Annotated in this window: 8 protein-coding genes and 1 pseudogene; 6 read left to right on the top strand and 3 right to left on the bottom strand. The window is 69.9% G+C overall.

Annotated elements, in window-relative coordinates:
• The first annotated feature begins 674 nt into the window (after positions 1 to 674).
• Both IH68_RS0146500 and IH68_RS0146495 read left to right on the top strand, forming a co-directional pair.
• Entirely contained in the window at positions 675 to 2,474 is a 1,800-nt protein-coding gene (locus IH68_RS0146500; RefSeq protein ID WP_030949238.1) for a glycosyltransferase family 2 protein, read from the top strand.
• Positions 2,475 to 2,571: 97 nt separating this feature from the next.
• Complete coding sequence (locus IH68_RS0146495; protein ID WP_051834088.1) at positions 2,572 to 4,479, top strand: kelch motif-containing protein; 1,908 nt, start codon at positions 2,572 to 2,574, stop codon at positions 4,477 to 4,479.
• A gap of 26 nt (positions 4,480 to 4,505) precedes the next feature.
• On the opposite strand, the gene IH68_RS0146490 is transcribed toward IH68_RS0146495, so the two are convergent.
• Together IH68_RS0146490 and IH68_RS51025 are read right to left on the bottom strand one after the other, a co-directional pair.
• On the bottom strand, positions 4,506 to 5,504 hold the full coding sequence (locus IH68_RS0146490; protein ID WP_030949236.1) for a glycoside hydrolase family 6 protein: 999 nt from the start codon (positions 5,502 to 5,504) through the stop codon (positions 4,506 to 4,508).
• 102 nt (positions 5,505 to 5,606) lie between these two features.
• A pseudogene (locus tag IH68_RS51025) lies at positions 5,607 to 6,589 on the bottom strand (DUF5937 family protein).
• 105 nt (positions 6,590 to 6,694) lie between these two features.
• Here IH68_RS51025 and IH68_RS0146480 point away from each other — a divergent pair.
• The 3 genes from IH68_RS0146480 to IH68_RS0146470 are packed head-to-tail and all read left to right on the top strand — an operon-like array spanning position 6,695 to position 8,883.
• Positions 6,695 to 7,981 carry an MFS transporter gene (locus IH68_RS0146480; RefSeq protein WP_030949235.1) on the top strand — a complete coding sequence of 429 codons (1,287 nt, stop codon included), beginning with the start codon at positions 6,695 to 6,697 and terminating at the stop codon, positions 7,979 to 7,981.
• A gap of 10 nt (positions 7,982 to 7,991) precedes the next feature.
• Positions 7,992 to 8,501: a MarR family winged helix-turn-helix transcriptional regulator gene (locus IH68_RS0146475; RefSeq protein ID WP_030949234.1), complete on the top strand. Its 510-nt coding sequence runs from the start codon at positions 7,992 to 7,994 to the stop codon at positions 8,499 to 8,501.
• A gap of 43 nt (positions 8,502 to 8,544) precedes the next feature.
• Positions 8,545 to 8,883 carry a DUF3817 domain-containing protein gene (locus tag IH68_RS0146470; protein ID WP_030949233.1) on the top strand — a complete coding sequence of 113 codons (339 nt, stop codon included), beginning with the start codon at positions 8,545 to 8,547 and terminating at the stop codon, positions 8,881 to 8,883.
• A gap of 133 nt (positions 8,884 to 9,016) precedes the next feature.
• Here IH68_RS0146470 and IH68_RS51020 read toward each other — a convergent pair whose 3' ends face one another.
• Positions 9,017 to 9,505, bottom strand: a complete 489-nt coding sequence (locus IH68_RS51020; protein WP_234341824.1) for a hypothetical protein — start codon at positions 9,503 to 9,505, stop codon at positions 9,017 to 9,019.
• A 263-nt stretch (positions 9,506 to 9,768) separates the two neighbouring features.
• Between IH68_RS51020 and IH68_RS0146460 the strand changes: the two genes are divergently transcribed.
• Positions 9,769 to 11,469 carry an acyl-CoA mutase large subunit family protein gene (locus tag IH68_RS0146460; protein WP_030949232.1) on the top strand — a complete coding sequence of 567 codons (1,701 nt, stop codon included), beginning with the start codon at positions 9,769 to 9,771 and terminating at the stop codon, positions 11,467 to 11,469.
• The last annotated feature ends 78 nt before the right edge of the window (positions 11,470 to 11,547 follow it).

Genomic DNA, 11,547 nt, shown 5'->3' with positions numbered 1-11,547 from the left:
CCGTCCCGGGGCGCTGCCCCGGAGCCCCGCTGGGGGCTCTGCCCCCAGGCCCCCGTTCGGCCTGAACGGCCTCGTCCTCAAACGCCGGACGGGCTGAAAGATCGATCCGCGACCGGCGAAGATCAGCGCCCCGTCGGCGGGAGTCGCCCAGGCCGCCGAGAGTCGCCCCCGTCCGCCGAGAGTCGCGCCAGTCCGGCGCGAGTCGCTGCTTCCGGCGGGAGTCGCTGTTGTCTGGCGGGAGTCGCTTGCTTCCTGGCGGGCGTCGGCCATTTCTGGCTGGAGTCGCTCCTTCCGGCGAGAGCCGCTCTTTTCTGGAGGGAGGCCCTTCCTTCCCAGCGGGAGTTTCTCCCATCTGGCGGGAGGCGTCCCTTCTGGCGGGAGCCTCTCCTTCCCGGCGGGAGGCGCCTCTTCCCGGCGGGAGTCGCCCCTTCCCTGCGGGACGCGCCCCTTCTCGCGGGAGGGGCCCTTCTGGCAGGAGCCTCCCCTTCTCGGCGGGAGGTGTTGCCTTTCCCGTGGGTGTTGTTCCTTCGGTGGGGCGGGTGGGTGGTGTCCCCGGGGGCGCCCTCGGCCCACCCGGCTGGACGCCCCCAGGTCGCCATGGGGTCGGAAGTCCACTTTTGTATGGAGTGATCGGTATTCGTCTCCCGATCACACCTCACTCACTGGAGGGCGCCGTGCAGTCGGAGGGCTACGCATACGACACCCACAGCCGACTGGCCGGACCTCTCACGGAGCCGAGCGACGCGTCGTCGTACCAGGTGCAGTACACCTCGCTGCTCTCCAGTGAGCCGCGCCGAATACAGGCCGTCCTGCTGATGACCCTTGCCCCGGTGCTCACCGGCACGCTGCTCGTGTACCTCGTCTGGCCCACCCACTGGGTGGAGCGTGACGGCGGGGAGAGCTGGCTGGTCGGGCTCGATGTCTCGATGCTCATATCCATCGGGCTCATCGAGCTGTTCATGGTGGTCAATGTCGCCTCCGTCGCGCATGCCACGCTGGTGGCCCGTGACCCCGTTCCGGTCGTCCCCGAAGCCGGCACCCGCGTTGCTTTTCTCACGACCTACGTCCCGGGCAAGGAACCGCTCTCCATGGTCCGGGCCACCCTCGAAGGTGCCGTCCGGATCACCCATGCCGGGTCCGGCAGTGTCCTCGACGTATGGCTCCTCGACGAGGGCGACGACGAGCAGGCGAAGGCCCTGTGTGCGGAGCTCGGGGTCCGGCACTTCACCCGGCGCGGCGTTGCGGAGTGGAATCAGGCCGGCGGTGTGCACAAGGCCCTGACCAAGCACGGCAACTACAACGCGTGGATCGCCGTGCACGGCGACGCGTACGACTTCTTCGCCTCCGTCGACACGGACCACGTCCCGCGCCCCAACTTCCTCGAAAGGATGATGGGGTACTTCCGGGATCCCGATGTCGCCTTCGTGGTCGGGCCCCAGGTGTACGGGAACTATGCCGACCATCCCGTCACCAAAGCCGCCGAGTCGCAGCAGTTCCTCTTTCATGCGCTGATCCAGCGTGCCGGGAACCGGTATCGCTCGCCCATGTTCGTCGGTACGAACAATGTGGTGCGGATCGCCGCCGTGAAGCAGATAGGCGGGCTGTACGACTCGATCACCGAGGACATGGCCACCGGGTTCGAGATACACCAGCGGCGCAATCCCGTCACCGGCAACCACTGGCGGTCCGTGTACACACCGGACGTACTCGCCGTCGGAGAGGGGCCCGCCTCCTGGACCGACTTCTTCACGCAGCAGATGCGCTGGTCGCGGGGGACCTACGAGACGCTGTTCAAGCAGTACGGGAGAGCGCTGTTCAGGATGCCCCCGGGGCGGCTGTTCTCGTACACCCTGATGCTCGTCTACTACCCGATGACGGCCGTCAACTGGTTTCTGGGCATCCTCAGTTGTGTTCTCTTCCTCTGGTTCGGGGCGTCAGGCACGCAGGTGGCCTCCTCGGTGTGGCTGATGCTCTACAGCGATGCCGCCGCCCTGCAGATCGGGCTGTATCTGTGGAACCGGCGGCACAACATCTCGCCCCATGAGCCGGAGGGGTCCGGCGGTCTCGCCGGCATGGCCATGTCGGCCCTGGCCGCCCCGATCTACCTCAAGTCCTTCGGTGAGGCGCTCGTCCGCCGGCCCAGCAGGTTCGTCGTGACCCCCAAGGGCGCGGACGCCAGTGCCGACCGGCTGCTCACCTTCCGTATCCACCTCTTCTGGGCGATCCTCCTCGCGGCCTCGCTGGCCGCCTCGGTGGTCCTGGACCACACCCATGCGGCCATGCGCACCTGGGCGGTCCTGGCCATGGCCATCGCCCTCGCGCCGGTCGCGGTGTGGTGCTCCACGCTCCTCAAGGAGCGGCGGGAGCGGCAGGCACCGCATCGGACCACTCGTGCCGTCGACGGCACGGAGCCCGCCCTCGCCACCAGCGGCGCGGGCTCCACGGTCTCCGGAACCACGACAGGAGGCAGCTAGCGCCATGGCCCGGAACGCTGAGAACAAGTACCGGAAGAGCTCCAGGAACAAGACGACCAGGACAACCAGGAGGACCGTTCTCGGGGTCGGGGGCATCATGGTCCTGGCCGGGCTCAACGCCCCTGCCGCGGTCGAGTTCGCCGGCGAGGAGTACCACGAGTACAAGATCGCCCAGCCCGAGTACCAGGCGAAGTACGGCTCCTGGCGGCGGGTCGACATCCCCGCGAAGTACCGCACCAACGCCATCCATGCGGCGCTCCTGCACACCGGCAAGGTGCTGATCGTCGCCGGGTCGGGCAACGAGCAGAAGAAATTCAATGCCGGGTCCTTCGACACGGTCCTGTGGGACCCGAAGGCGAACACTTTCAAGAAGATCCCCACCCCCGCCGACTTCTTCTGCTCCGGCCACACCCAACTCCCGGACGGGCGGCTCCTCGTGGCCGGCGGCACGGCCCGCTACGAACTGCTCGACGGCGAGGTCAAACGGGCCGGCGGCGGTATGCGGATCAAGAACGAGAACCCACTCAAGGCGGTCTTCCTGAAGAAGGGCACCCGCTTCCGCTCGCCCGCGGGCGTCGAGTACGTCAGCAGGTTCGACGTCACCGTCCCTAAGGCCAAGCCCGCAGCCGGGCCGGCCGGCGCCGTCGGCGCGGTGCGGCCCGGGCAGGCCCCGGCCCCGGCGCCGGTGGTGGCGGGCGAGGCCCGCGTCTTCGTCGAGGCCGTCGACGCCGGTCCGATGTCCGTGACCGAGCAGCAGGCGCAGTACGACATCGTCGGGCTGACCGGCAAGGACGCGGCCAACACCTACGGGCTGAGCGAGAAGATCACCCTCGACAAGCAGGACTTCCAGGGGATCCGGGCCGCCTACGAGTTCGATCCCGTGGCCGAGCGGTACGTGCCCGTCGACCCGATGCAGAAGGCCCGCTGGTATCCGACGCTGGTCGGACTCGACGACGGGCGGGTGCTCGCGGTCTCCGGACTGGACGACGTCGGCATGATCGACCCCGGGGACAACGAGATCTACGACCCGAGGACCAAGAAGTGGTCGCCCGGCCCGAAGCGGTACTTCCCCACGTACCCCGCACTCTTCCTGACCAAGGGCGGCAAGCTCTTCTACACGTCCTCCAACGCCGGTTACGGGCCCGCCGACCAGGGGCGGGAACCGGGACTGTGGGACCTGAGGACCAACACCTTCCGGAAGGTGCCGGGGCTGCGCGACCCCGACGAGACGGAGACCTCCTCCTCCCTGCTGCTGCCGCCCGCGCAGGACCAGAAGGTGATGATTCTGGGCGGCGGAGGCGTCGGCGAGTCCAGGAGGTCGACCCCGCGCACGGCCGTCGTCGATCTGAAGCAGGACAACCCGGTCTTCAAGGACGGGCCCGACCTCCCCCAGGGCACGCGGTACCTGAACAGCGTGATCATGCCGGACGACTCGGTGTTCACCACCAACGGCTCCGAGGACTACCGCGGCCGCAGCGCCAGCAACATCTTCAAGGCCCAGTTCTACGACCCGAAGAGCAATGCCTTCCACGAGGCGGCCGCGCCCACCGTCGGCCGCAACTACCACTCCGAGGCCCTGCTGCTGCCCGACGGCCGGGTCGCCACCTTCGGTTCCGACCCGCTCTTCGACGACCAGCAGAACACCAAGCTCGGCCACTTCGAGCAGCGCATGGAGGTCTTCACACCGCCCGCGCTGCACCGCAACGGCAAGAACCGCCCCGCACTGGAGGGCGGCCCGCAAGAGCTCGGCAAGGACCGCCGCGCGACCTACCGCACCGACCACCCCGAACGGGTGGCGAAGGCCCGGCTCATGCGGCCCAGCGCGGTCACCCACACCACCGACGTCGAGCAGCGCTCCATCGAGCTCGGCCTGACCAAGGACGCGCACTCGGTGACGGTCGCCGTACCGGACGACCGGGCCCTGGTGCCGCCCGGCTGGTACATGCTGTTCGTCACGGACGCGCAGGGAACGCCGTCCGAGGCTAGGTGGATCCAGGTGAAGTGACCCGCCCCGATGCCCCAAGCAGGCGGCTACGGCCTGGAGTTGCGTGCCAGCTCCAGGGCGTACTCCGGCCACCACTTCCCCGCGGCCGGCCCGCTCCCGCACGTCCCGTCGGACTCCCCGGGCCGCTTGATCCACAGGTAGGCGTCGAGGGTGGGGTCGCCGGTGTCGGTCGTCGGGCGGGTGCCCAGCGCGCGGCCGGGCGGGTTGCACCAGGCGCCGGGCAGGGGGCCGTTGCCGTTGCGGCTGGTGTCGATGACGAAGTGCTTGCCGCCGAGGTCGGCGGAGAGCTCGAGGCCGTACGCCTTGGTGAGCTCGTCCGTCTGGAAGTTGGAGACGTTGAGGGAGAAGCCGTCGGCCTTCTCGATGCCGGCCTGCTTCAGCGGGTCGACCAGCTTCCACGGATCGCGGATCCAGGCCGGGTTGCCCGCGTCCAGGTACACCTTGGTGTTCGGCTGCTGCTTCAGGCGGACGACCGCCTCGTTCAGCAGCTGCTCCCGCTCGTCGTGGTAGCCGGCCGGTGTACAGCCGTCCACGATGTGGGCGACCGCGTCCGGTTCGAGGACGACCAGGGCCTTGCCGTCCCCGAGCGCGTCCGCGAACTTGCCGATCCACTCCCGGTAGGCGTCCGCGTCGGCCGCGCCGCCCGCGGAGTGCTGGCCGCAGTCGCGGTGCGGGATGTCGTACGCCACGAAGAGCGCCGTGCGGTTCTCCTCGGCCGCGGACTCGACGGCCGCCTTCACAATGGGGCCGGGGTCGATCTCGCCGGCCGGCCACAGTGCCTCCGGCTCGTCCGCGATCCGCTTGAGCAGGTGCGCGTCCTGGGCACGGCCCGACCGTCGCCACTGCTTGATCTGCTCGGCGGCCGGGCTTTCCGGGTCGACCCAGAAGTCCATGGCGCCTGCGCGGGCCGCCTTCTTCGAGGCGCTGCCCGCCGCGGCGGCCGTGTCGATGTCGGACGCGGACGAGCAGCCCGCCGCAAGCCCGAGGACCGTGACAGCCGCGAGGATGTGGATCAGCCGGGACATGCTGCTCCCTGGGGCGAAGGCGACATTTACTGATGATTCGTCAGTAATCGTTGCACAAGGGATTTGAGGCTGCAGGGTTCGACATGGCAGCCGCGCGACCGGTCAGGCGTCAGACGACACCAGCGCGATGCCCAGCGGCGTGCGCTCGTACAGCACCTGATGGCCGTACCGCCGTGCCGTGAGGAGTCCGGCGTCGCGCAGCAGTGTCAGGTGCGCGGAGACGGAGGACGGGGCCAGGCCGAGGCGGTGGGCGAGGGCGCTCGTGGTGGCGGGTTCGTCGAGCGCGGCGAGCACGGCTGCCCGCCCGCGCCCGAGGAGCCGTACGAGAACGTCCGGGGCGCGATCGGCGGGCTCGGCCCACAGGCCGCCGATGCCGCGCGCCGGGTAGGCCAGGGTGGGCTGCCACGGGGGATCGAAGGTGCTGACCACGTCCGGCCAGATGAAGACGCTGGGCATCAGGACCAGGCCCTGCCCGCCGAGCCGCCGCTCGTGCCGGCCCTTGAACTCGACGGTGAGCGTCCCGGCCTGCCAGCCGAACCGCCGGTTGATCTCCGGCAGCAGTCCGCCGAGCCGACCTCGGCCAGCCGCCGCGAGTGGAAGGTGACGTCGGCCTCCAGGAGGGTGCGCAGCCGGGGCCAGTCCGGGGCGATGAGGGCGCGCCAGGCCTCCTCCATCGCGTCCGACAGTTCCTCGATCATGCGGACGGGGTCCTGCAGCCACTTGCGGGCCTGAGGGGAGTCGAGGGCGCCCGGGGTGTCTGCGAGGGACATCACTGTGTCCGCGCGTGCCGCCGCCGGGTCGCTCGCCCGTACGGCCGCGATCTCCTCCTCGAAGGTGGCGGCAGGGCCGATCGGGGGCGGGCAGAGCCAGTCGGGGCAGTGACCGCGCCTGGGCATCAGCAACCACAGGGCGGTGAGGTCGAGCCCGGCCGCCACCCGGCCCATACGGCGCAGCCAGTGGGCGTGGTAGCCCTGCCGCTCGGGCCGCTTGAGCATCCGCACGACCTCCTGGGTCTCCCACAGCGGGGACACGGCGAAGCGGCACCGGAGGAAGTCGTCCTCCCCGAAGTGCAGCCGTGACGGCACGGGCCTCCCTCGGCATTCGGGTGACATCAACAGTCGGGCGGCATCGAGATTCGGCTGCTGCCGAATCTCTAGGATGCCCCACCCCGGCCGAGGACGCTGCTGCCCATGGCACCAGACGAGCCCGAGGGCACCACGACCCTGCCCGCACCACCTCAGGCCCCTCCCGCCGGTCACGGCCGCTATTCCGACGTGTTCGCCGTCCGCGAGTTCCGTGCCGTCTTCGCGGCGCACGCGCTCTCCCTGCTCGGCGTGATCGTCAGCGAGATCGCCCTGTCCGTCCTCGTCTACGACCTCACCGGCTCGCCCCTGATGAGCGCGCTCACCTTCGCGCTGGGATTTCTGCCGTACGTCGTGGGCGGGACCCTCCTCGCGGGGGTCGCCGACCGCTTCCCGCCCCGGCGGGTGCTGGTGGTGTGTGACATGGCACAGGCGGTGTGCGTGGCGCTGATGGTGGCGGCCGGCCCGCGCATCGCCGTCCTGCTCGCCCTGCGCTGCTGCGTCGCCCTCGTCTCACCGGTGTTCCAGGGGACGAGGATGGCGACGCTCGCCGACATCCTCGGCGACGGCGACCTGTTCGTGCTGGGCCGCTCCCTGCTGCGGATCGTGTCGCAGAGCGCGCTGCTCGTCGGGTTCGGCCTGGGCGGACTGCTCCTGATCGCCGTGACCCCGCGCCACGCCCTCCTGATCACCGTGGCCGGCTTCTGCGCCTCCGCCGCCCTCCTGCGCTTCGGCACCCGGCGCAGGCCCGCTCGCACCCCGGCGGGAAACGCCCTGGTCAAGGACTCCCTCAAGGGCGCCCGCCAGGTCCTCGCCGACCGCCGCGCACGCGCCCTGCTCCTCCTCTTCTGGGTGCCGCCCATGTTCGCCGTGGCACCGGAGGCACTGGCGGCCCCCTATGCCGACGAACTGGCCGCCGGTTCGGTCGGCCTCGGCCTCCTGATGTGTGCGCTGCCGGTGGGCACGATCGCCGGCGAGCTGTACGCGGGCTCCCGCCTGCGCCCCGAGACCCGCGAACACATCGCCCTTCCCCTGGTCGCCGGCACCCTTCTCCCGTACCTCGGCTACGTCCTGCACCCCGTGCTCGTCCCCTCCCTCCTCCTGCTTCTGCTCTCGGGGGCGGGCTCGGCGTACACGCTGGGCCTGGACCAGTGGTTCGTGCGGGCCGTGCCCGAGGAACTGCGCGGACGGGCCATGACCCTCCTCACCGCCGGGCTGATGACGATCCAGGGGGTGGGGATGGCGCTGGCGGGAGTCGTCGCGGAGTTCGCGGGGGTGCCGGCCACGGTCGCGGGGGCCGGGGCGCTGGGCGCGGTGTGCTGCGCAGCGCTCGCTCTGGAAGCCCGGCGGACCGAAAGGCGAGACGGGGCTGACCACCATGTGACCGGCCGGTAAGGTCGGTTCCGTGCCGAAGCCGCTCAGCCTTCCCTTCGATCCGATCGCCCGCGCCGACGAACTCTGGAAGCAGCGCTGGGGAAACGTGCCGTCCATGGCGGCCATCACCTCGATCATGCGCGCGCACCAGATCCTGCTCGCCGAGGTCGACGCGGTGGTCAAGCCGTACGGACTGACCTTCGCGCGGTACGAGGCGCTGGTGCTGCTCACCTTCTCCAAGGAGGGCGAGCTGACGATGTCGAAGATCGGCGAGCGGCTCATGGTGCACCCCACCTCGGTGACGAACACCGTCGACCGCCTGGTGAAGTCCGGCCTGGTGGCCAAGCGCCCCAACCCCAACGACGGCCGCGGCACCCTCGCCTCCATCACCGACAAGGGCCGCGAGGTCGTCGAGGCGGCCACCCGCGACCTGATGGCGATGGATTTCGGCCTCGGCGCGTACGACGCCGAGGAGTGCGCGGAGATCTTCGCGATGCTGCGACCGCTGCGGGTGGCGGCGAGCGACTTCGCCGAGGACTGACCCGGCCCAAGATCTCCCGGAACGGGCGGTTACGCTCGACGCCATGAAGAAGAGCGTGCTGACCCGCTACCGCGTCATGGCCTACGTCACCGGCGTCCTGCTGGTCCTGCTGTGCCTGAGCATGATCGCCAAGTACGGCCTGGACGTCGACGGTGCCGCGGACTTCACCCGCGTCGTCGCCATCGCGCACGGCTGGCTCTACGTGGTCTACCTGATCTTCGCCTTCGACCTGGGCTCCAAGGCGAAGTGGCCGGTCGGCAAGCAGCTGTGGGTGCTGCTCGCCGGCACGATCCCGACGGCCGCCTTCTTCGTCGAGCGAAAGATCAGCCACGAGCTGGAGGCGAAGTTCGCCGAGGGCTCGCCCGCGGTCGCCAAGGTGTAGCGGCCACCCCAGGTATGAATCGGGGTGTGCACCCGGCGGGAAGCCCGCTGGGTGCATACCCTTGCTCTACACCTGCCGGTCCCCTCGCCGGCTGACCGACGTGATGGCCGCCAGGCCGCCATTGGCCAGTCCCTTAGGTCGCCGTCCGCGACGGGCCCAGCCCGTCCGCGAGCCGCTGCGCCGGCGCCGAGCCTTCACGGAAGAGCCGCTCCCACTCGGCGTCGTACCTGCCGTCCTCCCGGTCCCGCAGTTCCAGGTTGAGCGTGTCGTCGATGTCCTTGGCCCACGCGTACAGCTCGGCGACGAGGCCGTCGGACAGATCCAGCGCGGCGGCGGGATCGTCGGGGAAGAAGTCCCCGAACCCTTCCGAGCGCAGCGGACCGTACTTGAACTCGCCCTCGACCGTGATGTCCACGGGATGCGGCGGGGTGCCGTGGCTGTCGCGTTCCCAGTGGAGACGGTCGCAGCCCCAGCACACCCACTTCACCGTGCGACGCCGTTCGTCCCAGTAGCGGACCGCCCAGGACGGGCCGAGGTGCCGGGCCAGGCGCTGTGCCGCCGCCGTCAGGCCCCGCCCGTCGTGCGGAGGGCCGGACAGGGACCAGGAGCGCAAGGCGTCCATGAGGTCCGCGGGCAGGGCGAGAGCCGTGTCCTCCAGCGGTAGGCCGAGGGTGAACGAATCGGGATCCTCGTCCCAGGGCCGCCTGCGGGTTCGTACAGCGGGGACGGCTCGCCCCGGGCCTGTACGAGCAGGTGGCGTGGTCCTTCAGGCGTCATACGGCGCAAGGTAGGACCTTTCTGAGACGCTGCCGACCGTTGTGGATCGGACGGCCGCCCGCTGGCTGCTCTCGACATTTACTAGGACGTCCAAGTAAATTCGAGGGTATGGACGCTGACGCCATCGAGGAGGGCCGCCGTCGCTGGCAGGCCCGGTACGACGCTTCGCGCAAGCGTGAGGCCGACTTCACCACGCTCTCCGGGGATCCCGTGGAGCCCGTGTACGGGCCACGGCCGGGAGACGCGTATGACGGCTTCGAGCGGATCGGGTGGCCGGGGGAGTACCCGTTCACGCGCGGGCTGTATCCGACCGGCTATCGAGGGCGTACGTGGACCATCCGGCAGTTCGCCGGGTTCGGGAACGCCGAGCAGACCAACGAGCGCTACAAGATGATCCTCGCCAACGGCGGGGGCGGTCTGTCCGTCGCCTTCGACATGCCGACCCTCATGGGGCGCGACTCCGACGATCAGCGCTCGCTCGGCGAGGTCGGGCACTGCGGGGTCGCCATCGACTCCGCCGCCGACATGGAGGTCCTGTTCAAGGACATCCCGCTGGGCGATGTGACGACGTCCATGACCATCAGCGGGCCGGCCGTCCCCGTCTTCTGCATGTATCTCGTCGCCGCCGAGCGGCAGGGTGTCGATCCTGGGGTGCTCAACGGCACGCTGCAGACCGACATCTTCAAGGAGTACATCGCGCAGAAGGAGTGGCTGTTCCAGCCGGAGCCCCATCTGCGCCTCATCGGCGACCTGATGGAGTACTGCGCGGCCGGCATCCCCGCGTACAAGCCGCTGTCCGTCTCCGGCTACCACATCCGCGAGGCCGGGGCGACGGCCGCCCAGGAGCTGGCGTACACGCTGGCCGACGGGTTCGGGTACGTGGAGCTGGGGCTCTCGCGCGGGCTGGACGTCGACGTCTTCGCACCCGGGCTGTCCTTCTTCTTCGACGCGCACGTCGACTTCTTCGAGGAGATCGCCAAGTTCCGTGCGGCGCGCAGGATTTGGGCGCGGTGGATGCGGGATGTCTACGGGGCCACGTCCGAGAAGGCCCAGTGGCTGCGCTTCCACACGCAGACCGCCGGTGTCTCCCTGACCGCCCAGCAGCCGTACAACAACGTCGTGCGTACGGCCGTCGAGGCGCTCGCGGCGGTGCTCGGCGGGACCAACTCGCTGCACACCAACGCGCTGGACGAGACCCTCGCGCTGCCGAGCGAGCAGGCGGCGGAGATCGCGCTGCGTACCCAGCAGGTGCTGATGGAGGAGACCGGGGTCGCCAACGTGGCCGATCCGCTGGGCGGTTCGTGGTTCGTCGAGCAGCTGACGGACCGGATCGAGGCGGAGGCGGAGAAGATCTTCGAGCAGATAAGGGAGCGGGGGCTGCGGGCGCATCCGGACGGCCGGCACCCCATCGGTCCGATCACCTCCGGGATTCTGCGGGGGATCGAGGACGGCTGGTTCACGGGCGAGATCGCCGAGTCGGCCTTCCGGTACCAGCAGTCCCTGGAGAAGGGTGACAAGCGGGTCGTCGGCGTGAACGTCCACCACGGGTCCGTCACCGGGGACCTGGAGATCCTGCGGGTCAGCCACGAGGTGGAGCGGGAGCAGGTGCGGGTGCTCGCCTCGCGGAAGGCCGAACGGAACGAGGCGGCGGTGCGTTCCGCCCTGGACGGCATGCTCGACGCCGCGCGCTCCGGCGCGAACATGATCAGGCCGATGCTGGACGCCGTACGCGCGGAGGCCACCCTCGGCGAGATCTGCGGGGTGCTGCGGGACGAGTGGGGGGTGTACACCGAGCCGGCGGGATTCTGACGGCCGGCACCGCAGAAGCGTTTATTAAAATGTGACCTGCCTCCTTTTCCACGATCGTTTCCGTGCATAGCATCGGCC

The organism is Streptomyces sp. NRRL S-646 (assembly GCF_000720765.1).
Lineage (GTDB): Bacteria > Actinomycetota > Actinomycetes > Streptomycetales > Streptomycetaceae > Streptomyces.
Note: the sequence above shows the minus strand (reverse complement) of the source record. Positions and strands in the feature narration are given on the sequence as shown.

Excerpts from the sequence above, each read along its gene's own strand:
- IH68_RS0146495 (WP_051834088.1), top strand. The coding sequence starts at position 2,572 with ATGGTCCTGGCCGGGCTCAACGCCCCTGCCGCGGTCGAGTTCGCCGGC.
- IH68_RS0146490 (WP_030949236.1), bottom strand. The coding sequence starts at position 5,504 with ATGTCCCGGCTGATCCACATCCTCGCGGCTGTCACGGTCCTCGGGCTT.
- IH68_RS0146480 (WP_030949235.1), top strand. The coding sequence starts at position 6,695 with ATGGCACCAGACGAGCCCGAGGGCACCACGACCCTGCCCGCACCACCT.
- IH68_RS0146470 (WP_030949233.1), top strand. The coding sequence starts at position 8,545 with ATGAAGAAGAGCGTGCTGACCCGCTACCGCGTCATGGCCTACGTCACC.
- IH68_RS51020 (WP_234341824.1), bottom strand. The coding sequence starts at position 9,505 with ATGGACGCCTTGCGCTCCTGGTCCCTGTCCGGCCCTCCGCACGACGGG.
- IH68_RS0146460 (WP_030949232.1), top strand. The coding sequence starts at position 9,769 with ATGGACGCTGACGCCATCGAGGAGGGCCGCCGTCGCTGGCAGGCCCGG.